The sequence below is a fragment of the Acidovorax radicis N35 genome (assembly GCF_000204195.1).
Lineage (GTDB): Bacteria > Pseudomonadota > Gammaproteobacteria > Burkholderiales > Burkholderiaceae_C > Acidovorax > Acidovorax radicis.
On the sequence record NZ_AFBG01000019.1, the window covers coordinates 503,384 to 526,840 of the forward strand.

Annotated in this window: 23 protein-coding genes; 5 read left to right on the plus strand and 18 right to left on the minus strand. The window is 65.4% G+C overall.

Annotated features, from left to right (window positions below):
- Nucleotides 1–1,344 carry an amidohydrolase gene (locus tag ARADN35_RS0112060; RefSeq protein WP_010462424.1) on the minus strand — a complete coding sequence of 448 codons (1,344 nt, stop codon included), beginning with the start codon at nt 1,342–1,344 and terminating at the stop codon, nt 1–3.
- Nucleotides 1,345–1,471: 127 nt separating this feature from the next.
- On the opposite strand from ARADN35_RS0112060, the gene ARADN35_RS0112065 reads away from it, so the two are divergent.
- Nucleotides 1,472–2,557: a GlxA family transcriptional regulator gene (locus ARADN35_RS0112065; protein ID WP_050812519.1), complete on the plus strand. Its 1,086-nt coding sequence runs from the start codon at nt 1,472–1,474 to the stop codon at nt 2,555–2,557.
- Between the two features lie 78 nt (nt 2,558–2,635).
- Here ARADN35_RS0112065 and ARADN35_RS0112070 read toward each other — a convergent pair whose 3' ends face one another.
- From ARADN35_RS0112070 to ARADN35_RS0112095, 6 genes are all read right to left on the minus strand, one after another.
- Complete coding sequence (locus ARADN35_RS0112070) at nt 2,636–4,213, minus strand: methyl-accepting chemotaxis protein (protein ID WP_010462428.1); 1,578 nt, start codon at nt 4,211–4,213, stop codon at nt 2,636–2,638.
- A 204-nt stretch (nt 4,214–4,417) separates the two neighbouring features.
- Nucleotides 4,418–5,299, minus strand: coding sequence for a protease HtpX (htpX, locus tag ARADN35_RS0112075; RefSeq protein ID WP_010462430.1), 882 nt, complete (start codon nt 5,297–5,299; stop codon nt 4,418–4,420).
- 195 nt (nt 5,300–5,494) lie between these two features.
- A complete protein-coding gene (locus tag ARADN35_RS0112080) occupies nt 5,495–6,277 on the minus strand; it encodes a DUF3025 domain-containing protein (RefSeq protein WP_100199418.1) in 783 nt (260 codons plus the stop codon).
- Nucleotides 6,262–7,314: a dihydroorotase gene (gene pyrC, locus ARADN35_RS0112085; protein WP_010462434.1), complete on the minus strand. Its 1,053-nt coding sequence runs from the start codon at nt 7,312–7,314 to the stop codon at nt 6,262–6,264. Before pyrC ends, ARADN35_RS0112080 begins: the two co-directional genes overlap by 16 nt.
- A gap of 107 nt (nt 7,315–7,421) precedes the next feature.
- A complete protein-coding gene (locus ARADN35_RS0112090) occupies nt 7,422–8,432 on the minus strand; it encodes a Bug family tripartite tricarboxylate transporter substrate binding protein (RefSeq protein WP_010462436.1) in 1,011 nt (336 codons plus the stop codon).
- A 96-nt stretch (nt 8,433–8,528) separates the two neighbouring features.
- Nucleotides 8,529–9,698, minus strand: coding sequence for a M20 family metallopeptidase (locus tag ARADN35_RS0112095; RefSeq protein ID WP_010462438.1), 1,170 nt, complete (start codon nt 9,696–9,698; stop codon nt 8,529–8,531).
- 102 nt (nt 9,699–9,800) lie between these two features.
- Between ARADN35_RS0112095 and ARADN35_RS0112100 the strand changes: the two genes are divergently transcribed.
- On the plus strand, nt 9,801–10,721 hold the full coding sequence (locus ARADN35_RS0112100; RefSeq protein WP_029413952.1) for a MurR/RpiR family transcriptional regulator: 921 nt from the start codon (nt 9,801–9,803) through the stop codon (nt 10,719–10,721).
- 75 nt (nt 10,722–10,796) lie between these two features.
- On the opposite strand, the gene ARADN35_RS0112105 is transcribed toward ARADN35_RS0112100, so the two are convergent.
- The 9 genes from ARADN35_RS0112105 to ARADN35_RS0112145 form a co-directional block, all read right to left on the minus strand.
- Complete coding sequence (locus ARADN35_RS0112105; protein WP_010462441.1) at nt 10,797–11,426, minus strand: DUF7832 domain-containing protein; 630 nt, start codon at nt 11,424–11,426, stop codon at nt 10,797–10,799.
- Nucleotides 11,423–12,292, minus strand: coding sequence for a hypothetical protein (locus tag ARADN35_RS26965; protein ID WP_010462443.1), 870 nt, complete (start codon nt 12,290–12,292; stop codon nt 11,423–11,425). The genes ARADN35_RS0112105 and ARADN35_RS26965 overlap by 4 nt, the downstream gene beginning before the upstream one ends.
- A 16-nt stretch (nt 12,293–12,308) precedes the next feature.
- On the minus strand, nt 12,309–13,124 hold the full coding sequence (locus ARADN35_RS0112115; RefSeq protein ID WP_139019192.1) for a hypothetical protein: 816 nt from the start codon (nt 13,122–13,124) through the stop codon (nt 12,309–12,311).
- 200 nt (nt 13,125–13,324) lie between these two features.
- Nucleotides 13,325–14,062, minus strand: a complete 738-nt coding sequence (locus ARADN35_RS0112120) for an amino acid ABC transporter ATP-binding protein (RefSeq protein WP_010462448.1) — start codon at nt 14,060–14,062, stop codon at nt 13,325–13,327.
- Between the two features lie 30 nt (nt 14,063–14,092).
- Complete coding sequence (locus ARADN35_RS0112125; protein ID WP_010462450.1) at nt 14,093–14,758, minus strand: amino acid ABC transporter permease; 666 nt, start codon at nt 14,756–14,758, stop codon at nt 14,093–14,095.
- A 1-nt stretch (nt 14,759) separates the two neighbouring features.
- A complete protein-coding gene (locus tag ARADN35_RS0112130) occupies nt 14,760–15,518 on the minus strand; it encodes an amino acid ABC transporter permease (protein ID WP_010462453.1) in 759 nt (252 codons plus the stop codon).
- A 108-nt stretch (nt 15,519–15,626) separates the two neighbouring features.
- Complete coding sequence (locus ARADN35_RS0112135; protein ID WP_010462455.1) at nt 15,627–16,526, minus strand: amino acid ABC transporter substrate-binding protein; 900 nt, start codon at nt 16,524–16,526, stop codon at nt 15,627–15,629.
- Nucleotides 16,527–16,639: 113 nt separating this feature from the next.
- A complete protein-coding gene (locus ARADN35_RS0112140; protein ID WP_029413955.1) occupies nt 16,640–17,536 on the minus strand; it encodes an amino acid ABC transporter substrate-binding protein in 897 nt (298 codons plus the stop codon).
- Nucleotides 17,537–17,728: 192 nt separating this feature from the next.
- Entirely contained in the window at nt 17,729–18,661 is a 933-nt protein-coding gene (locus tag ARADN35_RS0112145) for a LysR family transcriptional regulator (RefSeq protein ID WP_010462461.1), read from the minus strand.
- A gap of 317 nt (nt 18,662–18,978) precedes the next feature.
- Between ARADN35_RS0112145 and ARADN35_RS0112150 the strand changes: the two genes are divergently transcribed.
- Genes ARADN35_RS0112150 through ARADN35_RS0112160 form a run of 3 tightly spaced genes read left to right on the plus strand, consistent with a single transcriptional unit; the run spans nt 18,979 to nt 21,924 of the window.
- Nucleotides 18,979–19,545: a TRAP transporter small permease gene (locus ARADN35_RS0112150; RefSeq protein WP_029413957.1), complete on the plus strand. Its 567-nt coding sequence runs from the start codon at nt 18,979–18,981 to the stop codon at nt 19,543–19,545.
- Nucleotides 19,542–20,840 (plus strand): TRAP transporter large permease, encoded by a 1,299-nt coding sequence (locus ARADN35_RS0112155; RefSeq protein ID WP_010462464.1) that lies wholly within the window; start codon nt 19,542–19,544, stop codon nt 20,838–20,840. Before ARADN35_RS0112150 ends, ARADN35_RS0112155 begins: the two co-directional genes overlap by 4 nt.
- Nucleotides 20,841–20,886: 46 nt before the next feature.
- Entirely contained in the window at nt 20,887–21,924 is a 1,038-nt protein-coding gene (locus tag ARADN35_RS0112160) for a DctP family TRAP transporter solute-binding subunit (RefSeq protein ID WP_010462466.1), read from the plus strand.
- A gap of 147 nt (nt 21,925–22,071) precedes the next feature.
- Here the strand turns inward: ARADN35_RS0112160 and ARADN35_RS0112165 are convergent, their stop codons facing one another.
- Together ARADN35_RS0112165 and ARADN35_RS0112170 are read right to left on the minus strand one after the other, a co-directional pair.
- Complete coding sequence (locus tag ARADN35_RS0112165) at nt 22,072–22,428, minus strand: nucleotide pyrophosphohydrolase (protein WP_010462468.1); 357 nt, start codon at nt 22,426–22,428, stop codon at nt 22,072–22,074.
- 71 nt (nt 22,429–22,499) lie between these two features.
- A complete protein-coding gene (locus ARADN35_RS0112170; protein WP_029413959.1) occupies nt 22,500–23,432 on the minus strand; it encodes a 2-hydroxyacid dehydrogenase in 933 nt (310 codons plus the stop codon).
- Nucleotides 23,433–23,457 lie beyond the last annotated feature (25 nt).

Here is a 23,457-nt window from a genome sequence, read left to right on the forward strand (position 1 = left end):
TTACTTGCGCTGCAAAAAGTCCACGGCCAGCGCCGCCAGCGAGCGGGCCCCCACGGGCAGTTGGTCTTCGTCGATGTCAAACAGCGGCGAATGGTTGGACGGGGCCTTGTTGAAGTCCGCACCCTTGGGCGGTGCGCCCAGGAAGTAGAAGAAGCCCGGCGCCACCTTCTGGAATTCCGAGAAGTCTTCCGAGCCACTGACCTTGGGGATGATCATGGCCTTGCCACCCATGGCGAGCTTGAGTGCTGGCAGCGAGGCTGCCGTCAATTCGGCGGGGTTGCTGGTGACCGGGTAGGCCACGGGGCCGAACACCACCTTGGCCTTGGCGCCGCTCGACAGGGCAATGGACTCGGCCGTGGTGGTGATGCGCTTCAAGGCTTCCTGCCGCATTTCCTCGTCAAAGGTGCGCAGGGTGCCCATCATCTCGACGTTGTCGGGAATGATGTTGTAGCGCGTACCGCCCTGGATGGAGCCGATGGTGATGACGGCCGGCTCCTTGCTGATATTGAGCTGGCGGCTGACCACCGTCTGCAAACCCAGCACCACCTGGCTCGCGGCCACCACGGGGTCCACCGCGTTCCAGGGGGATGAACCGTGGCCGCCACGGCCTTCGATCAGGATCTTCAGGCTGTCGGAGCCCGCCATCAGCGGTCCGCTGCGGTAGCCCACCACACCCGCAGGCAGGTTGGCCGTGATGTGCAGGCCGTAGATGGCCTGCACGTCCTTCATCGCGCCTTCCTCCACCATGGCTTTGGCGCCAAAGCTGGGCACCTTGCCGGTCGCATCGGGCTCCACCGGCGCGCCTTCCTCGGCAGGCTGGAAGATGAACTTGATGGTGCCAGGCAACTTGGCTTTCATGCCGGCCAGCGCCTCGGCCGCGCCCATGAGCATGGCCACGTGGGCATCGTGGCCGCAAGCGTGCATCACGGGCACTTCCTTGCCCAGGTAGTTGGCCTTCACCTTCGACGCGAAGGGCAGGCCGGTGTTCTCGGGCACGGGCAGCGCGTCCATGTCGGCACGCAGCGCCACCACCTTGCCCGGCAGGCCACCACGCAGCGTGCCCACCACGCCGGTGCCGCCCACGTTGGTCTGCACTTCCATGCCCAGTTTCTTCAAGTGCTCGGCCACCAGCTTGGCGGTGCGCACTTCCTGGCCCGACAGTTCGGGGTGTGCGTGGATGTCGCGGCGCCAGCCGACCATCTTGGGGGCCACGGCGTTCACGGCCGCATCAATGGCCTGCAGGCCGGCGGCATCCAGCGCCTGTGCGTGGGCCGAAGAAACGGCGCTCAGCCCGCTGGCGGCAAGGCCTGCGGCAAGTGCGATGGCGGAAAGGGGTTTGTGCATGGGGCAGATCCGTAGGGTGGGTGACAGCTTGCAAGGCCGGGGCAGGGAGCAAAAAGCACGTTCATGCTAAAAGCCGACACGGCCTTGGTGACAAGCGAAAATGGCCATCCAACGAGCCAATACCGCCATGCCATCGCCATCTTTGTCCTCGCCTTCGGGCGATTCCAGGCCCCCGGTTTTTCGCGTGGACATTCCGCTGCTGCCTGAGTCCGCCGCGGGCAACGCGCTGCAGTTCATCGACCTGCTGCGCGGCGCCAACCTTCTGGCCGGCTTGCGCATGGGGGCAACGGCGCCGCGCATGGCCTGGCGGCTGCTGGATGCCCAAGGGCTGCCCCTGCCACCCTTGCCCGGGCCCCTGGCGGCCTACACCCCAGCGGAAGACACGGCAGCAGACACCGCCCCCGCCCACGCGCTGTTCATTGCGTCGATCCACGCCGCCGACATTCCGAGCATTCGCACGGTGGCGGGCCGGCACGGCGCGCTGTCGCGGCAGTTGGGCATTGCGCTCGATGCCGGGCAAAAGCTGCTCACCGTGGGCAATGGCGCGTGGCTGGCAGCGCAAAGCGGACGGCTGAACGGGCGCAAGGCCAGCCTGCCCTGGTTCTACATCGCAGGGTTTGAGCGGGACTTTCCGGAGGTGGGCCTGAGCCTGGGCCAGGACCTGTCGGACGACGGCCCCTGGATCAGCTGCGCGCTGCCGCAGAGCGTGAACCTGCTGGCCGTCGCCCTGGTGCGGCATGCACTGGGCGAAGAGCTGGCCGCCGCCTGCGAGAGCGTGATGGCACCCGACCACCAGCGTGCCCGCGCGGCCGTGCAGGCCAACGCACAGCAGCACATCCCGGCCACCCGCGACAGCACGCTGGCGCGCGCCATTGCCTGGATGGAGGCCCATTTGGACCAGCCCTACTCGCTGGCCCGGCTGGCCGAAGCCGCCTCGGTGAGCCCCCGCACGCTGCTGCGGCACTTTCAGCAGGAGCTGTCGCAGTCACCGCTCGATTACCTGCACGGCCTGCGATGCCACCGCGCCAAGGTGATGCTGGAAGTGACGCTGGAGAGCGTGCCCAGCGTTGCCGTGGCGTGCGGCTACGCCGATCCGGCGGCTTTCAGGCGCATCTTTGCGCGCTACACCGGCATGGCGCCGACCGAATACCGCAAGCGCCATGCGCTGCGCGCGCCGCGCAGGCGCTGGCGGGTGGATGTGGCTGCGCGCTGAGCACAGAGCACAGAGCGGGCTGGCCCACACCGCCCCTACGGCCATTGCGTCGCGCAGTGTGGCGGCGGCAGCACCCAACTAGCGCAGCGCCACTGCCGAGGACCCCGAGGGCAACCGGAACGCCTCCACCAGTTCGGCCAACTGTTGCGCCTGCACCCGCAGGCCCTGCGCGGCGGCGGACGATTCTTCGACCAGTGCGGCGTTCTGCTGCGTCATCTGGTCAAGCTGCGAGACCGCCTCGCCCACCTGGCTCAGGCCCGTGGTCTGCTCGCGTGCCGCGGTGCTGATCTCGCCAATGATGGTGGCCACCTGCTGCACCGAGTTCACGATCTCGCCCATGGTGCCGCCTGCTGCGTGGACCAGCTTGGTGCCTTCGTCCACCTGCCGCACGCTGTCGCTGATCAGGCCCCCGATCTCCTTGGCCGCCGTGGCGGAACGCTGCGCCAGGCTGCGCACCTCGCTGGCGACCACGGCAAAACCCCGGCCCTGCTCACCCGCGCGCGCCGCTTCCACGGCGGCGTTCAGCGCAAGGATGTTGGTCTGGAAGGCAATGCCATCGATCACGCTGGTGATGTCGGCAATGCGGCGCGACGACAGCGCGATGCCGTCCATGGTGCCCACCACGCGGTCCACGGCCTCACGCCCGCGCTGGGCCACGCCACTGGCACCGGTGGCCAGGGTGCTGGCCTGCGCAGCGGCGTCGGCGCTGTGGCGCACGGTGGCCAGCAGTTCCTCCATGCTGGCGGCGATCTCTTCGAGGTTGGAGGCCGTATGTTCGGTGCGGGCCGACAGGTCGGCGTTGCCCGCCGCGATCTCGCTGCTGGCGCCGGCCACCGAGGTACTGGCCTGGCGCATGCCCACCACCAGTTCCGCCAGCCGTGCCTGCATGCCAGCGAGGCGCGCCAGCAAGGCCTGCAGTTCGTCGCGGCTGCCCGCCTGCAGCGCTGGCACCGGTGAGGTGAGGTCGCCCTCGGCAATGCGGTCGGTGACTTCGGACGCATGGGCCAGCGGCTGCAGGATGGAGCGCGACAGCAGCCAGGCGCAGGCCAGGCTCAACAGCAACCCGACCACGGAGCCCGCCGCCAGCAGGGTGATGCCCTGGCGCTCGCTGCGGGCGGCGGCCTCTCGGGCCTCGGCGACGCGCTGGCGCTGGAAATCGGCCAGCTTGTTCACCGAGGCGGCGTAGGCGTCGGCCGCCGGGCGCAGGCGCGTGGCAATGGCGTCGGGCGGCAGGGCCTCGCCGTCCTTGCGGCGTTTGACGAGGTCGTCCCGCACCGTGCGAAAACCATTGCCTGCCTTGTCAATGGCATCGAACAGAGCCTGGGACTCCGGGTCCGCCGCCAGTTCGTCCAGCCGCTTGCGCACTTCGGACGACCGGGCCGACGTGACCTTGCGGTCGGCATCGATGCGCGCAGCGTAGGCGGGGTTGTCGATTTCCAGCAGGGTTTCGGCCCGTACGGAGCTGAGCACCACGATGGCGTGCAGCTCGCGCGCCAATAGCGCCCGTTCGGACGATGCGCCGCCCAGGTCGTCGGCGATGTCCTGCAACCCCGCCAGCCGCCAGATACCGACGGCGGCTGAAAGCGACATGACCAGGCAGACAACGCCAAAGGCCAGGGCCAGGCGGACCGCAACACGTGCGTGGGAAATGGACATGAAGTGCTCTCGTGGGAATGATGATCAGTGATGCAGCTGCGCGCCGCGCAGCATGCGGGCCCGGGTCACCACCAGCTTATCGACAAAAGGTTACAAGCCCTTGAGCCTTCCCACAAGACCGCCGGTCCCTCCCCCCCAATGAAAAGGCCGCTGCAGGAGCCCCTGCAGCGGCCTCAAAGGGCCAGGGCACAAAGCCCAACCGGATCAGCCTTGCTGCTGTGCGTTCTGCAGTGCGGCAATGCGCTCTTCGATGGGCGGGTGGGTGCTGAACAGTTTGCCAATGCCACCGGCAATGCCCATGGCGGCCATGCTCTTGGGCAGCTCAGCCGGGTGCATGCCGCCCAGGCGGGCCAGTGCGTTGATCATCGGCTGACGGCGGCCCATGAGCTGGGCGGCGCCCGCGTCGGCACGGAACTCGCGCTGGCGGCTGAACCAGGCGACGATCATGGCGGCCACGAAGCCCAGCAGGATGTCGAGCACGATGGTGGTCACGTAATAGCCGATGCCGGGGCCCGAGCTGCTCTCGTCGTTCTTGCGCAGGAAGCTGTCGACCGCGTAGCCGATGACACGCGACAGGAACACGACGAAGGTGTTCATCACGCCCTGGATCAGGGTCATGGTGACCATGTCGCCGTTGGCGATGTGGGCCACCTCATGGCCGATCACGGCCTCGACCTCTTCCCGCGTCATGCCTTGCAGCAGGCCGGTGGACACCGCCACCAAGGCCGAGTTCTTGAACGCGCCCGTGGCAAACGCATTGGGGTCGCCCTCGAAGATGCCGACTTCGGGCATGCCGATCTTGGCTTCGGTGGCGAACTTGCGCACGGTCTCGACGATCCAGCGCTCGTCGGGCGAGCCGGAGCCGTCGATCACGCGCACGCCCGAGGTCCACTTGGCCATGGGCTTGCTGATAAGCAGCGAGATGATCGCGCCACCAAAGCCCATGACGAGCGCGAAGCCCAGCAACGCGCCCAGGTTCAGCCCGTTGGCCGTGAGGTAGCGGTTGACGCCCAGCAGGCTGGCCACCACCCCCAGCACGACAACGACGGCCAGGTTGGTCATCACAAACAAAAGGATCCGCTTCATGGAATGGGTTCTCCGTGGGGTAAACAACAACAAGTGTTTGCTGGCTCAGATGGGGCCCGGCGGCTGCGCTTCAAGCGCCGCCCCCGGCCTGCGGGGCCACTGCGAGCCCCGGGCAGCCCCCATGGCCGCGATTTCATCGCGCTATGGTAGGTGCAAACCCCGGCCAGGGCCTTATCACACAAGCCTTGACGGGAATTAGGAAAAGGACGCTGCCCGCAAGGGCCGGAATACCTGCGCATCGGCATAGAAGCCCGGCGCTTCGTTGGCGGGCCACCAGCCGGGTACGCCCAGCACGGGAAGCGGCGTGAAGGGCTTGGTGGCCCATGCAGTTGCCTCAACCGCCCCTGCCAGCCAAACATCCACATTCGCTATGGATTCGATAGCTATTGGTGCTTTGAATACGTGCGCCACCATCGGTTTTCGCGGGAAAACCAGCTTTTCGAGCAGCGCATGGCCGAACAGCACCAGCCGGGCCTGGCCCCACAGCGGGCGCAGGTCGATGAACAGGCGCTGCCAGTCTCGCGCATTGAGCGCATCCCACAGGGCATCCGGCGCCTGCAACAGCGCACCGTTTTCATCAAACACCGTGAGCGCATCGCGCAGCGGCCCGCGCACGGCCTGCACGCCGTCGGCAGCGATGGCCTGGGCCTGCAACTGGTTCAGGCGGCGCTTGGTGTGCGGGAAGTGCAGCCACACCAGGCCGTTGAAGAAGTCGTGCAGGTTGTCGCGGGTGGGGACGCGGCGGGTGTCCCAGATGTACTGCTCGTAGGCCGTGCCGTCGGGCAGCTCGGACTGGGCGGCGAACACCACCGGCGCAGCCCCTGGCACCGCGGCCTGCAGCGCTTGACCGACCGGGCTGCCGCCCTGCACCTGCTGCGCCACGGGCTGGCCCCTGGCGCGCCACGGCGCCAGCCAGGGAGCGCTCCAGTCGATCGCGCCCGGCAACGTGGGGGTGGGCGGGCTTACACCAGCCGCCACGGCAGCGCTTCACCAGAGCGCAGGGGCTTGAGGTTGGCCTCGCCGAAGACGAAGCTCTCGGGCGGCGTCCAGGACTCGCGGCGCAGGGTGATGGTGCCGGTGTTGCGCGGCAGGCTGTAGAAGTCGGGGCCGTGGAAGCTGGCAAAGCCTTCGAGCTTGTCCAGCGCACCGGCGTTGTCGAACGCTTCGGCGTACATCTCCATCGCGGCGTGCGCTGTGTAGCAGCCGGCGCAGCCGCTGGCGTGCTCCTTGAGGTGCGCGGGGTGCGGGGCGCTGTCGGTGCCCAGGAAGAACTTGGCGGAGCCGCTGGTCGCGGCCTCCACCAGCGCCACGCGGTGCGTCTCGCGCTTGAGCACGGGCAGGCAGTAGTAGTGCGGGCGCACGCCGCCGACGAAGATCGCGTTGCGGTTGTACAGCAGGTGGTGCGCGGTGATGGTGGCGGCCGTGAAGCGGTCGGACGCCTGCACGTAGTCGGCCGCGTCCTTGGTGGTGATGTGCTCGAAGACGATCTTGAGCTCGGGGAAGTCGCGGCGCAGCGGGATGAGCTGCTGGTCGATGAAGACGGCCTCGCGGTCAAACAGGTCGATATCGCTGCTGGTCACCTCGCCGTGCACCAGCAGCAGCATCCCTGCCTTCTGCATGGCTTCGAGCGTCTTGTACGTCTTGCGCAGGTCGGTCACGCCCGCGTCGCTGTTGGTGGTGGCGCCGGCGGGATAGAGCTTGCAGGCCACCACGCCCGCGTCCTTGGCGCGCGCGATCTCGTCGGCGGGCAGGTTGTCGGTGAGGTACAGCGTCATCAGCGGCTCGAACTGCACACCGGCAGGAACGGCGGCCAGGATGCGCTGTTTGTAGGCCAGGGCCTGCTCGGCCGTGGTCACGGGCGGGCGCAGGTTGGGCATGATGATCGCGCGGCCAAACTGGGCGGCCGTGTGCGGCACCACAGTGTGCAGCGGCTCGCCGTCGCGCACGTGCAGGTGCCAGTCGTCGGGGCGGGTGATGGTGAGGGTGTCGATGGGGGTGGGGTGTGCGGCTGTCATGGGCAGCATTGTCCCATCGGCTTGAAAACTATCATTTTTATAGCTGTCAGCGCTTACCAGATAAGCGCTGACAGCCAAAAACACTCAAAGACCAAGCGTCCCGGCGCTCATTCGGCCGTGATGCCAGCCTTGCGCACCACCTCGCCGAATTTCACGAGGCGCTCGGACATCATCTTCTCGAACGCGGCCGGCGCCATCTCTTCCGGCACGATCACGCCGCGCTCCTTGAGGTTGGCCACCATGGCGGGTGACGTTGCAACCTGGCGCACGGCCTTGTACAAGGTCTGCACGACGGCGTCGGGCGTGCCGCCGGGCGCGGCCAGGCCGGTCCACGACGTGAGGTTGAGCTCGGGGTAGCCGACCTCGGCCATGGTGGGGACATCGGGCAGTTGCGGCAGGCGCTGGTCGGCGGCCACTGCCAGGGCGCGCACCTTGCCCGCCTGGACGTGGGGCAGCATGATGACCAGGTTGTCGAGGATGAACTGCACCTCGTTGGCCAGCACCGCGGTGATCAGCGGCGTGCCGCCACGGTAGGGAATGTGGGTGGTGAACGCACCGGTCGCGGCCTTGAACATCTCGACGTTGAGCTGGCCCATGCTGCCCACGCCGCCGCTGCCGTAGTTGAGCTTGCCGGGGTTCTTCTTGGCGTAGGCCACGAACTCGGCGAACGTCTTGAACGGCAGGCTGCTGTGCACCACCAGCGCGTTGGGCTGGCGGCCCAGGATGGCGATGTTCTCGAAATCCTTGACCGGGTCGTAGCCCACCTTGGGCTGGGTCAGCGGGTTGGCCAGGTGGCTGCTTTGCGACGACACGACCAGCGTGTAGCCGTCGGGCTTGGCGCGCGCCACATACAACGCGCCCACCGATCCGCCTGCGCCGGCGCGGTTCTCCACCACGATGGGCACGCCCAGCACCTTGGACAGTGGCTCGGAATACTGGCGCGCCATGATGTCCACCGAGCCGCCGGGCGGGAACGGCACCACGAGCGTGATCGGGCGCGAAGGGTATTTCTCGTCGGCCTGCACCGCCAGCGGCGCCAAGCCGGCCACGGCCGCCAGGCCCAGCGCCAGGCTGGCGGAAAGAACACGACGGCGGGGAGATTGCGAAGCAAATGGCATGGGTCTTCTTTCAGGAAACTGGGATGGGGATGGAGCCTGCGCGCAGCGGCATTGGCAGGCTTGTGCGGACGAGCGCAGGTTCGCGGAATGGATCGATCAGGGGTGGTCGAGCACCGCCAGCGCCACCGCCTGCGCACGCGGCACGAAGGTGGACAGCTCGCAGTACTCGCGCTCGGTGTGCGGGTGGCCGCCCACGGGGCCGGTGCCGCACAGCGTGGGCGCGCCTACCGATGCGGTCAGGCCGCTGTCGGCCGCGCCGCCGGTGAATTCGCCCTGCACCTCGAAGCCCAGCGACAGGGCGCCGCGCTGGTACAGCGCCAGCAGCGCGTCGGGCGTGGGCTTCATGGGCAGCGTGCGGCGCGATTCGGTGATGCGGCCTTGGGTGCGCGGCACGGATTCCTCTTCCACGATGGCGCGCACCTTCTGCAGCAGTGCCTCCGGGTCGGTGTCGGAGGTGAAGCGCAGGTCCACCTCGGCCTTGGCGTGCGGCGCCACCATGTTGGGCACGATGCCGCCGTGCACCACGCCTACGTTGACGGTGGTGCCCGTGGCGGGGTCGGTCAGCGCGTGCAGTGCCAATATCTTGCGGGCCAGGGCCTCGATGGCGCTCGCGCCTGCGGCGTGGTTGATGCCGGCATGGGCGGCGACGCCCTCCACCTCGAACTCCACCACCATCGAGCCCTTGCGGCTTGTCACCAGGTTGCCGCTGACGCGGCCCGGCTCGGCATTGAGCACCGCCTTGACGCCGCGCGCCTTGGCCATGATGCGCTCGCGCGTGACGGGTGAGCCGATCTCCTCGTCGCACGAGAAGAACAGCTGCAGCGGCCCCTTCAGCCCGCCGCAGCGCGCAAACGCCTCGGCCACGAACACGTTCATCACCAGGCCCGACTTCATGTCGGCCACGCCGGGGCCGTAGGCACGGCCGTCCGCCACGCGGAAGGGGCGGCGCGCCACGGTGCCGGCGGGGAACACGGTGTCCATGTGGCCCATGAGCACGATGGGCGGGCCGTCGGCGGCGCCGGGAACGTGGGCATGCAGCAGCACGCCATAGCCTGGCACGGGCTCGAACTGCACGGCCACGCCGGCAGCCTCCAGCCGCTCGCGCAGGGCAGTGGCCACGGCCGTCACACCCGCCTCGTCACGGCTGCCGCTGTCGATGTCCACGACTTTCTGCAACAGGTCTTGCATGGCTTGGGACTGGCTGGCGAGCCAGTCCAGAATGCGCTGGCGCACCGCCAGGCCTTGGTTTTCAAGGGTATCCTGCATCTCAATCCTCGGGGTTGGCCCCGGAATCGGGGCGCGAATCTGGGTTGAAGTGTTGCACGCGTCGCCCGTGTTTGCAATACGTTTTTCACAAAAGAGACATCAATGAAATCATCATTGCAAACATCCACAGGCTTGCTGACCGAGCGCCTGGCGCGGCAGAGCGCGGAGCTGACCGTCAGCGAACGCGCTCTGGCCGAAGCCCTGGGGCGCGACTACCCGCACGCACTGCTCGAGTCGGCCACAGCCCTGGCCGCGCGCAATGGCACCAGCGCGTCGACCGTGGTGCGGCTGTTCGCCAAGCTGGGCTACGCCAGCTATGCCGAGGCTCAGCGCGAGGCGCGCGGCGAAGTCACCGCCCTGCTGCAGACGGCCGGCCAGCGCGCCCCGGTGACCATCGGCACCGAGCGCAGCCTGCCGCAGTGCGTGGACGATGCACTGCTGCATGACCAGCACAACATCACCGCCACGCGCGACAGCCTGGACATGGTCGCATTCGAAGCGATGGCCCGGCGCATTGCCCAGACCGAGGGGCGGATCTTCGTGCTGGCCCAGATCAACAGCGCCCCCGTGGCCGCCTGGCTGGCGCTGCACCTGAACATGTGCCGCCCTGGCGTGCAGGAACTGGGTGCCGGGGCGGTGGCAGCCACCGACCAGCTGCTGTGGGTGCAGCCCGAGGACACGCTGCTCGTCTTCAGCATCCGCCGCTACGCCAGCGGGCCGGTGAAGGTGGCCCAGCGCTTTCGCGACGCGGGCGCGCAGGTCCTGGCCATCACCGACAGCCCGGCCGCCCCGCTGGCGGCGCTGGCCCAACACCTCGTGCAGGTGCGCACGTCTAACGCATCGCCCTTCGATTCGTATACCGCCGCCTTCTTCGTCTGCAATGCCCTGGTCTCGGCCGTCGCGCAGCTTCGCCATGCGCAGGTGTCCGAGGCGCTCAAGCGCAGGGACACGCTGTGGAAGGATGTGGAGGACCAGCAGCTCATCGTGAACGACACACCGGCGCGCAAGCCCCCACGCAAGTAGCAGGGGCAGACACACCAGCGGGCAGCGCCCTGTGCATATGGCCCGAAAAACCCTGCCAACCGGCGTCCAGGGCGGTCAGCCAGCAGCCAGCGTGGCGCGCCACTCGGCAAATCGCATCGCAATCGTTGGCGCGATGGCATCGAATGCCTCCCAGCTGTCGGGAGTCCGGGCCTCGTCCGGGTCGCGAAAGTGGTTGGACGAACCGAACACGGCCTGGATGTCGGCCTGCCAGCGCTGGTCGTCGGGCGCACCAAAGCCCTTGTAGTAGTAGCCCCAGAAGCCATTCGCTTCGTCGGTGATGTCGCTGCTCCAGACAATGCGCTGGCAGGGACCATGCAGAAACTGCAATGGTGTGGCCACACGGGCTCGCCAAGGTGCCAGCACGCTGTCCGGGTAGCGCTGCGGGTTGAGCAGGCCGTGCAACGCGCACCAGGTCGCAAAGAACGCGCCTTCCACATAGACCAGGGGTTGGGTCTCTTCGTAGCTGGCACTGGCCTCGATGAAGTCCAGCTCCTGGCGCAATTTCACGAAAACGCGGGCGATGCCGGGGCCTTCGCCGTCGCGCTCCAGGATCATCTCCAGCATGTCGTTGACAGGCTGGGTCACATAGGGATCGTCTGCATCGGTGCCTGGAAAGTGCTGCCACGACAGCCCCTGGGGCAAAGGCACCACCTGGGCAGCCTGCGCCGGCACGAGGATTCTCACGACATGGGTGCGCCAGACGCGCCCGTCTCTGACCGGGGGCCACAGGCTTCGGTGTCTGGGGGCCCTCTCGGCAAAAACCGCGATGCCGGTGGACTGCGAGGTGACGTAGGTCCTGTTGTTGTGCGGCGTGCGGGCTTGAGCGGCTTGGCCCCCACGCTGGCGAGCCACTGCCGCACCACAGGGTCGTCAATGCGTCGGCCGATGCAGGCCAGCATCTGAACCCACGGGCTGCCACCGCCTTCGGGTGCGGGGGCATGCGCAGCCCCTGCTGCGGGGGCTGCGCTGCCAGAGGCCGACTGCTGCAACCGCCCTTGCACGGCATCCTCGATCCAGCCATCGAAATCGGGCCAGCGCTGCTCCGCCTCGGACACGATGTCTTCCCCGGTCGGGGGCACCGCCAGGCCCTGCCCCGCCAGCCACTCCAGCAGCTCGCGGGCGACCTCCGATCCCTCTTCGGGCGAATCGTCCATGTCGCCGCTGAGGGAAAACTCGCCGTAGCCGATGCCCAGCAAGCGCAGAAACTGCAAGGCATCGCTGGCCAGCACCCGCCCTCCGCCTTCGGACCCGAGGTACACCACGGGCATTCCGCCCTGGGGAGCACGCCAGACCGCAATGGCAGCACCGTCTGGCTGGGTGCCAAAGACCCCGAGCTGCTGCGCCGCGAACTGTCCGCTGGCATGGCCTTCCCCGCCAAAGTAGCGGGCCACGGCACGGGGCGGCTCTGCATGAAAGGCAAAGAAGCCACTCACGCTCGCGGACGAGTAGCGCAGCTGCGGGCACGCCTGCAGGAGGTCGCGCAGAGGTTGCGGCACCGGCAGGTCCGCGGGAAAGGCAAATTTGTCGGCCGCTGGGGTATTGCTGTGCATGGTGGTGAGATTCCTGTCAATTCGAGTTCGCTCGGGAGCTTCCCCGCGCGGCCCCCTGGGCGGACACCGCGCCTTTGGAGGAAGGCTCGTCAGCGGGGCGCCCGGCGGCGCGCAGACTCCCACAGAAAATGCGGCACGCCTCTAAACCACCTTCCGAGCTGTCCGTGGGCGGGCTCACCAGCACCACCGCCAATTGAGGTGTGAGCTGCATGAGCACAGCGTCCACGCTCCCGACCCCTGCATGGATGGACTCGTACTTCTTGATGCGGGTGCGATACCAGATGCTCCCTGCAACCGCCTCGCCCAAATAGGCCCGCTTGCCAAAGAACCTGGTGCGCACCAAGGCCTCTGCACCCACTTTGGGCAACAGCCAGACCCCACCCTCAAACTGGAAAGGCTCCATCGGCTGATGATCGACCTCGATGCGGGTGCGTGCCACCTGCACGGTGGGCCAGTCCGTTACGCCACTCAGAATCCAGTCGCAGACGTTATAAGGTGGCGAGCCCCCCTCGTCCTTGTTCTTGCACTCCAGCACCTTCGGCGGGTTGATGGCGGGGACCACATCAAAAGCGCACACGCCCATCCCGCCCGATCCTTCGGTGCGGCGCGGTCTGGTGATGCGGTACTGCACGGGAAGTTCGAAGGCCAGTCCGCAGGCCATCACCGTCGGCGGGAGTACAGGGCTGGTTGCCACGGCAGGCTTGCCCGCCTGGGCTGCCACCACGCCAGGCAACAAGGCCATGGCCAGGCGCAGGCACAGCCACGCCACCCAAGGCACGCAGGCATCGGAGCCACCGGCCATGGGATGGGCCATCGGGAGAGCAAGGTTCATCGGGACAGAGGTTGACGGCAGCACCTGCCAAGGTAGCACAGGATATTGCAGATCAACACGCGCAGCCCCTCCGGAATAGAAGGCCCTCACCCCCACCTTCCGCCGCCCGCACCAAAACAAAAAAAGGCGCCCGAGGCGCCTTTTGTGTTTTGTACCGGCCATCGCATCGCCCTTGCAGGAGGCTGCGATGCGGGTGCAGCTCAGTGCTGCAGGATCTTGTTGAGAAAGTCCTTGGTACGCGGCTGGCGTGCATCGGGGTTGTTGAAGAAGTCGTCCTTGGAGCAGTCTTCCAGGATCTTGCCGCCCACGTCCATGAAGATCACGCGGTTGCTGACCTTGCGGGCAAAGCCCATTTCGTGGGTCACGCACATCATGGTCATGCCTTCGTTGGCCAGGCCTACCATCACGTCCAGCACTTCGCCGACCATTTCGGGGTCGAGCGCGGACGTGGGTTCGTCGAACAGCATCACGATGGGGTCCATCGACAGCGCACGGGCAATGGCCACGCGCTGCTGCTGGCCGCCGGAGAGCTGGCCCGGAAACTTGTCCTTGTGCGCCATCAGGCCCACGCGTTCAAGCATCTTGAGGCCACGCTTCTTGGCGTCGTCCGCGCTGCGGCCCAGCACCTTGATCTGCGCAATGGTCAGGTTGTCCGTGACCGACAGGTGGGGGAACAGCTCAAAGTGCTGAAACACCATGCCCACGCGGCTGCGCAGCTTGGGCAGATCGGTCTTGGGGTCGTGCAGCGCAATACCGTCCACCGTGATCTCGCCCTTCTGGAAGGGTTCGAGCGCGTTGATGGTCTTGATCAGCGTGGACTTGCCCGAGCCCGACGGGCCGCACACCACCACCACTTCACCCTTTTGGATGGTGGCAGAGCACTCGTTGAGCACCTGCACCGGGCCATACCATTTGGATACGTTCTTGAGTTCGATCATTTCTTTTTCCTCAATCCAATCTCTTTTGCATCAGCGAATGATCGCGATCTTCTGGTGCAGACGCTTGACCGCCCAGGACAGCGCGTAGCACATCACAAAGTACAGCACGGCTGCAGCCAGGTAGGCCTCGATGGGGCGACCGAAGTTCTTGCCCGCCACTTCAAAGCCTTTGAGCATGTCGTAGGCACCGATGGCATACACCAGCGACGTGTCCTGGAACAGGATGATGGTCTGCGTGAGCAGCACCGGCAGCATGTTGCGGAACGCCTGGGGCAGCACCACGAGCTTCATGTTCTGGCCATACGTCATGCCCAGCGCCTGGCCCGCATACACCTGGCCGCGCGGAATGGACTGGATACCGGCACGCATGATCTCGCTGAAGTAGGCCGCTTCAAACGCGATGAAGGTGATGATGGCCGAGACTTCCGCACCGATGGGGCGACCAATGATGGCCGGTACCAGCAGGAAGAACCACAGGATCACCATGACCAGCGGAATGCTGCGCATGCCGTTGACGTAGATGGTGGCAGGCACATCCAGCCACTTCTTGCCCGACAGACGCATGAGCGCCAGCACCGTGCCGAAGACCACACCACCGATGGTGGCGATGAACGTGAGCAACAGGCTGAAATACAGCCCCTTGAGCACGAAGTTGGAAATCAGGTCCCAGTTGTAGAAGGAAAAGTCGAGATTCATATCAATGCCCCCCTCCTGCCGCGCCAGAAACGACCATTCCGGGGATGCGTGCGCGCTTCTCGATGAAGGCCATGATGCGGTTGATGGCAAATGCCGAGATGATGTAGAGGCTCGTCACCGCCAGGTACACCTCGATACCGCGCGAGGTTTCTTCCTGTGCCTGCATGGCGAACATCGTGAGTTCTGCCACCGACACGGCAAACGCCACGGACGAGTTCTTGAAGATATTCATCGTCTCGCTGGTCAGCGGCGGAATGATGATGCGAAATGCCATGGGCAGCAGCACATAGCGGTAGGTCTGGAACGTGGTGAAACCCACCGCCAAACCGGCATACCGCTGGCCACGCGGCAACGCCTGAATGCCAGAGCGCACCTGCTCGGCAATCCGCGCCGACGTGAAGAAGCCCAAAGCCAGCACCACCAGCGCAAAGCCGGGAACGCCTCTCAAAACCGGAAAGAAGCTGGGCAGGACGTGGTACCACAGAAAAATCTGCACCAGCAACGGAATATTGCGGAACAGCTCCACCCAGGCATTGCCCAGGCGCACGATCATCGGTCGGTCCTGCAAGGTCCGCAGTGTCCCGATCAGGGAACCCAGCACAAGAGCCAGCACCAGGGCCAGCAGCGAAACAGACACCGTCCAGCCCCAGGCCGACAGCATCCAGTCCAGGTAAGTGATATCGCCGCCCTTGCCAAAGCAGCTTTGCACGACTTCCCTGTCCATGGTGTCCTGGCAGAACACCTGCCAATCCCAACTCATAGGAGCACCCCTTAAATTCTTGGTGTTGCGTTGGGCGCAACCCTTTGCGAGCCCAACAAAAAAGCCCCTTCAAACCGTTTGGCCGAAGGGGCACAAGCGTTCAGAAAATTACTTCTTTGCGTAGTCTTCCATAGGCTTGTCGTTAGGCGATGCCCACGCGGCCTTGGTAGCGTCAGACAATGGCAGGCCGATCTTGGTGTTGGTCGGTGGCACGGGTTGCATAAACCACTTGTCGTACAGCTTGGCCAGCGAACCGTCAGCGATCTGGCGCTTGATGGAATCGTCCACAGCCTTCTTGAAGCCCGCGTCGTCCTTGCGCAGCATGCAGGCGATGGGTTCCACGTTCAGCACTTCGCCCACGATCTTGTAATCGGCGGGGTTCTTGGACTTGGAGATGTTGGCCGCCAGGATGGAGCCATCCATCACGAAGGCGTCAGCACGGCCCGTTTCCAGCATCAGGAAGCTGTCAGCGTGGTCCTTGCCAAAGACTTCCTTGAAGTCGATGCCACCAGCGCGCTCGTGCTTGCGCAGGGTCTGCACCGAAGTGGTGCCCGTGGTGGTAGCAATGGTCTTGCCGTTCAAGTCCTTGATCGACGTGATGCCCGAACTGGCCTTCACGGCCGTGCGCACTTCTTCCACGTAAGTGGTCACGGCAAAGGCCACATCCTTCTGGCGGGCTGCGTTGTTGGTGGTGGAGCCACACTCCAGGTCCACAGTACCGTTGGTCACCAGGGGAATGCGGTTTTGCGAGGTGACGGGCTGGTACTTGACTTCCAGCTTAGGCAGGCCCAGTTGCTTCTGGATATCGGCCAGGACGATTTCGCCCATTTCGGTATGGAAGCCCACAAACTTGCCGTTACCCAGGGTGTAGGAAAGACCGGAAGATTCGCGAACGCCCAGCGTCACGGCACCCGAGGCCTTGATCTTGGCCAGGGTATCGGTGGCTTGAGCGAAAGCGCTACCTGCAGCCAGGGCGGTCACGGCAACCGCGAGCAAATGCTTCTTCATTGGTATCTCCTTGTGTGTGAAGCTAAAAAGGGGGGGATTCTAGAGATTCGCCCGTGCTGGCAACGCCAGCAGGCCATGTTCTCCAAAAACAGAAACCTCGACCGGGATATTAGTCAGAACGGGACTTGGTCGGTAGGGTATTTCCAGAAGTCGCGCAACAAGTAGCTGACCGGGAGGTTCAGTACCGTGTTGTTCGGCGGGATGGGTTTTTGGAACCATTTGTCATAGATCGGATAGATGTCCCGGCTGGTGATCAGGCGGCGCATCTCTTCGTCAATCAGCTTCTTGAACTCAGGGTCGTTCTTGGGCAGCATGATGGCCAGCGGCTCGGTGGTCATGAAGCGGCCCACCACCTTGAGCGCCTTGGGGTCCGGCCGCCCGGCCGCCAGGCCATACAGCAGCACATCGTCCATCACAAAGGCATCGGCCTCGCCCTTCTCGACCATATCGACCGCCTTGGCGTGGTCGGCCGCCTCCACGATGGAGATCCCCATCAGGCGCTCCCGGTTGGCCTGGTCCGCCGCTTTCAGTGGGGTGGTGCCTTTGGTGGACACCAGCTTTTTGCCATTGAGATCTTCCACGCGGTCGATGGGACTCGAAGACTTGACCAGCAGCCGCGCGCCAGTGATGAAATGGGGAATGGTGAAGGCCACCTTCTGCCGCCGCTCGGCGTTGTTGGTGGTGGAGCCGCACTCCATGTCGGCCTTGCCCTGCTCGATCACGGCGATGCGGTTGGCGGGTGTGACCGCCAGGAACTCGACCTCCATGTCTTTCTTGCCGGTCTTCTTGCGCACTACTTCGGCCAGGCGCAAACACAGATCCATCGCATAGCCTACCGGCTTGCCGGACTGCGTATCAATGTACGAGAAAGGTACCGACGATTCGCGGTGTGCAATCACCAGCTTGCCACCGGCACTGATGCGCTCCAGCACCGAGGCGTGTGCGGACGCCGCAAAAGCGCAGCTTGCAGCCGCAAGGCCCCAGGCTATTCCCCAATGCTGAACTTTCATACGGCGTCTCGGTGAGTGGATGGATCGGATTCGCAATGTTCGTGCCACCGTGGGGACTAAGAACCTGCTCTTAGACGGCACACGCTGCGGTAACCGACCCAGCGATGGCGCCGACTGTACGTGTCGTTACCGTGAAATTCCAATGCCGTTTGCGCGCGCAACTATGCAAAGTGTTTATATCCGTATTTACCCTTAGCATGACCCTGCCTGTGCTTGAAGGTACATCCACAGGGCCTGGGCCGTGCCCTTGGGGGCCTCCTTGCCCGCTGGCTTCTCGCGGTAGGCGCGCACATCCATGGTCATCTGCAGGCCTTCGGTGTCGGCCGGGGCCGCACTGACCAGGCGGCGGGACCGCAGTTCTTTCTTCACGGCACTGTGCGGCAGAAAGGCCACGCCATGGCCTTCCAGCGCCATGGCCTTCAGGCCTTCGGCCATGTCGGTCTCGTACACCCGTTCCAGGTGGATGGGCGTGCCGGATTCCTTCAGGATCAGTTCCGTCACGCGGCCCAGGTACGCGCCGGGGGCGTAGCCCAGATAGGGCAGTGGCTGCCCGGCCCGGCCAGGCAGGCGGTGCAAGGGCTGGCCGTCTGCGTCGGCCTTGCTGTAGGGAGAAATGACTTCCTGCCCCAGGCTGACCATTTCATACCGGTCGGCATCCAGCTGAAAAGGCTGTGAGGGGTGGTGGTAGGCAATCAGCAGGTCGCACCCGCCTTCCACCAGCCGCATCACGGCATCGTGCACATTGAGCGCGATCAACCGGCTTTTGAACGGGCCGAACTTGTCGTGCAGGCTCGACACCCAGGCGGGGAAAAACGTGAACGCCAGGGTGTGCGGCACCGCGAACTCGATCATGTCCTTGCCGGCGCTGGTGTGCGCCCGCAGCATGGCGCGCGTGTTCTGCAGCGCCTGCAGCACCTCCAGCGCCTGGTCGTACAGGGTCTTGCCGGCCGGGGTGAGTCGTGTGGGGTAGGAGCTGCGGTCCACCAGATCGGTGCCCGCCCAGGCTTCCAGGGCCTGGATGCGCCGCGAAAAGGCCGGCTGTGTCACGTGGCGCAACTGGGCGGACCGGCTGAAGCTGCGTGTTTCCGCAAGACTGACAAAATCTTCTAGCCACTTGGTTTCCATGCAGGCATTATCCGCGCGCGCCTGCGGTCGTGCTTCGTAAAGATATGAGGGTTTTCATAGTGCACCCTGAGCGCACCAATGGTGTGCATGCATAGCAACCAACGCATAATGGAACACAGCGCTTACCGCGCTTTTTTTGCGCTCGGGGCGTGACACGCCCCACGCCCACGGTGCACAACACCGCCGGGCGGGGCGGCTGGTGTTCGCATCACGACTTACAGCGCGATCAGGCAACCTACCTGTCTTTGCCTGCCGCTGCGGATTCATCCTTGTTGGCACAAGTCCCGCGCACGTTTTTTCTCTTCCACCCTGCCCCCATGTCCTCCTCTCCCCCCCCAGGGCCTTCGGCCGACGCATCGCCCGACACCACAAGCCCCGAGGCCGAGCCCCGTTCGCTGCGCCTTGAAGACTGGCTCACAGTCATCGTGATGGCCGCCCTGGCCCTGATCACCTTTGCCAACGTGCTGGTGCGCTATTTCACCAACTCGTCTTTTGCCTGGACCGAGGAAATCTCGGTCTTCCTGATGATTGTTCTGGCCCTGGTGGCGGGCTCTGCAGCCGTGGCGCGCGACCAGCACATCCGCATCGAATACTTTGCCGAAGGCGGCTCGGCCCTGCGCCGCAAGCGGCTGGCCCAACTCGGCGCCGTCACCGTGGCCGTGCTGTTCGGGCTGATCGCCGTGCTCAGCGTGCGCGTGGTGTGGGACGACTACCGCTTTGGCGAGACCTCGCCCGGCATCGGCGTGCCGCAATGGTGGTACTCGATCTGGCTGCCAGTGTTGTCTACGCTGATCGCCGCCCGCGCCGTCGGCGTGCTGCTTCGCCGCACACGCACTGAGCCCGAAGCAGCGGCCGCAGAAGCCACCCGGGACGGCCAGCCATGATCGCCACCCTGTTGTTCGTGGCCTTCCTGGGCCTGATGTTCGTGGGCGTGCCCATCGGCGCTGCCCTGGGGCTGGCCGGTGCCGCCGCCATCGCGTTGGCCAATGCCGACAGCCAGTGGTTCGGTCTGCTGGCCGTGCCGCAGAACTTCTACGCGGGCCTGGGCAAATACCCGCTGCTGGCCATCCCGATGTTCGTGCTGGTCGGCTCCATCTTCGACCGCTCGGGCGTCGCGCTGCGCCTCGTGAACTTTGCCGTGGCCATCGTCGGGCGCGGCCCGGGCATGCTGCCGCTGGTGGCCATTGTGGTGGCCATGTTTCTCGGGGGCATCTCGGGCTCTGGCCCGGCCAACGCCGCCGCCGTGGGGGGCGTGATGATCGCGGCCATGTCGCGCGCGGGCTACCCGCCTTCGTTCTCGGCCAGCGTGGTGGGGGCAGCCGCCGCCACCGACATCCTGATCCCGCCCTCCGTCGCCTTCATCATCTACTCGGTGCTGGTGCCGGGCGCCTCGGTACCCGCGCTGTTTGCGGCGGGCATGATCCCGGGCATCCTGGCAGGGATTGCGCTGGTCATCCCGGCGGTGTGGATGGCGCGCAAGCACAAGATGGGCGCGCTGGAAGCCACCATGCCTCGCCCGCCGTTCTGGAAGAGCCTGCGCGAGGCCACCTGGGGCCTGGCCGCACCCGTGCTGATCCTGGGCGGCATGCGCGCCGGCTGGTTCACGCCAACCGAGGCGGCCGTGGTGGCGGTGTTCTACGGCCTGTTCGTGGGCATGGTGATCCACCGCACGATCAAGGTGCGCGACCTGTTCCCCATCCTGCGCGAGTCGGGTGAACTGTCGGCCGTGATTTTGCTGGTGGTGTCGCTTGCGGGCATCTTTGCGTATTCGCTGTCCACGCTGGGCGTGATCGACCCGGTGGCCAACGCCATCGTGAACTCGGGCCTGGGTGAGTACGGCGTGCTGGCGCTGCTCATCGTGCTGCTCATCACCGTGGGCATGTTCCTCGACGGCATCTCGATCTTCCTGATCTTTGTGCCACTGCTGCTGCCCATCATGCAGTTCTACAAGTGGGACCCGGTCTGGTTCGGCGTGATCCTGACCCTCAAGGTGGCGCTGGGCCAGTTCACCCCGCCGCTGGCCGTGAACCTCATGGTCTCGTGCCGCATTGCCGGCGTGCGCATGGAATCGACCGTGCGCTGGGTGGGCTGGATGCTGTTTGCCATGTTCCTGGTGATGGTGCTCGTGATCGCCTTCCCGCAACTGGCCCTGTGGCTGCCTGCCAAACTCGGATATTGATTGATTGACTGACTGACGGACTAATTTCTACAAGGAGACTGACACCATGAAACTGCGCACCTTCCTCACTTCCGCCGTGGCTGCTGCCGCAGCGCTGGCCTTCACCGCACCCGCCGCCATGGCGCAAACCGCGTACAAGAGCGAATACCGCATGTCGCTGGTGCTGGGCCCTGCGTTCCCCTGGGGCAAGGGCGGCGAGCTGTGGGCCAACAAGGTCCGCGAGCGCACCAGCGGCCGCATCAACATCAAGCTGTACCCCGGCGTCTCGCTGATCCAGGGCGACCAGACGCGCGAATTTTCAGCGCTGCGCCAGGGCGTGATCGACATGGCCGTGGGCTCCACCATCAACTGGTCGCCCCAGGTCAAGCAGCTCAACCTGTTCTCCCTGCCCTTCCTGTTCCCCGACTACGCCGCTGTGGACGCGGTGACGCAGGGCGACGTGGGCAAGAGCATCTTTGCCACGCTCGACAAGGCGGGTGTGGTGCCATTGGCCTGGGGTGAAAACGGCTACCGCGAAATCTCCAACTCCAAGAAGGCGATCAAGACCCCCGAAGACCTGAAGGGCCTGAAGATCCGCGTGGTGGGCTCGCCCCTGTTCCTGGACACCTTCACCGCGCTGGGCGCCAACCCCACGCAGATGAGCTGGGCCGATGCACAGCCCGCATTTGCCAGCGGCGCCGTGGACGGACAGGAAAACCCGTTGTCGATCTTCACCGCCGCCAAGCTGCACAGCGTGGCGCAAAAACACATCACGCTGTGGGGCTACGTGAATGACCCGCTGATCTTTGTCGTCAACAAGGACATCTGGGCATCCTGGACCCCCGCTGACCGCGAGATCGTCAAGCAGGCTGCCATCGACGCCGGCAAGGAAGAAATCGCCCTCGCGCGCAAAGGCGTGATCGAGGCCGACAAGCCGCTGCTCAAGGACATCGGCGCTTTGGGCGTGACGGTGACCCAGCTGAGCCCTGCCGAGCGCGCCGCTTTTGTGAAGGCCACACGCCCCGTGTACGACAAGTGGAAGGGCCAGATCGGCGCTGACCTCGTGACCTCGGCCGAGAAGGCGATTGCGGCGCGCAAGCAGTAAACCCAACGCTGGTTCGACAAAGCCCCAAAAAGCCCCGCTGCGGCGGGGCTTTTTCATGTGCGTTGGACGATAGCCTGGCTCAAGCCAATTGCTTCACTATTGATAGCATTTAGCGCTTATCAGAAAAGCGCCAGAGGCACTTTACCCTCAAATTTCACGACTGTCCAAGGCTGGATCCACAACGCGCGGCGCCGGGTGCTTGACGGCATTCTTGCGCAGCTTGTTCTCCACCGCCTGCGCCAGGTCCACGCCCGCGTGGTCGGCGATCTGCAGCAGGTACAGCAGCACATCGGCCACCTCGTCGGCAATGGGTTCTGTGAACGCCGGGTCATTGCGCGCCGCCAGCGACTGCTCTGGTGTCATCCACTGGAAGATTTCGGCCAGCTCTGCCGCCTCCACCATGAGCGCCATCGACAGGTTCTTGGGCGTGTGGAACGGCTCCCAATGCCGCTCTGCCGCAAAAGCACGCAGCCGCGCCTGCAAGGCATCTACATCCAGCGACATCGCGATTACTCCTGATTTAATAGCTACCTGCGCTTATCCATCAAGCGCTAACGGCCATTTAGACTCAGATTCTAGAGAGGTGAGACCGGCGCCTCGCCCGCAAAGTGCCGGCGCGCGTTCTCCACAAACCTGTCCACCGACGCCTGCACGGCTTCGGGCGACCAGCCGGCCACGTGCGGGGTGAGCACCACGGTGTCCAGCGCCACCAGTTCGGCCGGAGGCGCGGGCTCGCTCTCATACACATCCAGGCCCGCACCGGCGATGCGTCCGTCCTTCAGCGCCAACGCCAGCGCCTGGGTGTCGATCACGCTGCCGCGCGCGATATTGACCACATAGCCACGCGGGCCGAGGGCGTTGAGCACCTGGGCGTTGACCAGGTGCCGCGTGTCCCCTCCACCCGGCGTGGCCACCACCAGAAAATCCGCCCAGGCCGCCAGCGCCGTCACATCGGCAAAGTAGGTGTACGGCACATCAGTGCGCGGGCTGCGGTTGTGGTAACCCACCTCCACCTCAAAGCCCAGCGCGCGCTGCGCGATCTTCTTGCCAATGGTGCCCAGGCCGATGACGCCAAGGCGTTTGTGCGACACGTTGGGCGGCAGCGGGAGCGCCGTGCGCCACACACCCTCGCGCGTGAGTTGGTCGAGCTTGGGGATGCCACGCACCGCAGCAATCAGCAGCCCCCAGGCGTGGTCGGCCACGCAGTCGTCGTTGGTGCCCGCACCGTTGGCCACCACGATGCCGCGCGCCTTGGCATGCTGCACGGCAATGTTCTCGTAACCCGCGCCCAGCGCGCAGATCAGTGACAACCGGGGCAGCGCGTCGATCTGCGCCACGCTCAAGCCCGTGGAGCCAATGGTCAGCACCGCCGTGATGCGTTCGCCGTGTGTGGCAATGGCCGCTGCGGCCTGAGGGGCATCGGGTGTGTAGATCAGATCGAACGACTGGGACAGCTGGGCGCAGTGTTCTTCGGAGAGGAACATGAGGGCGAGCAGGACAGGTTTCATGGGAGGGATGAGAAGGTCAAATTGA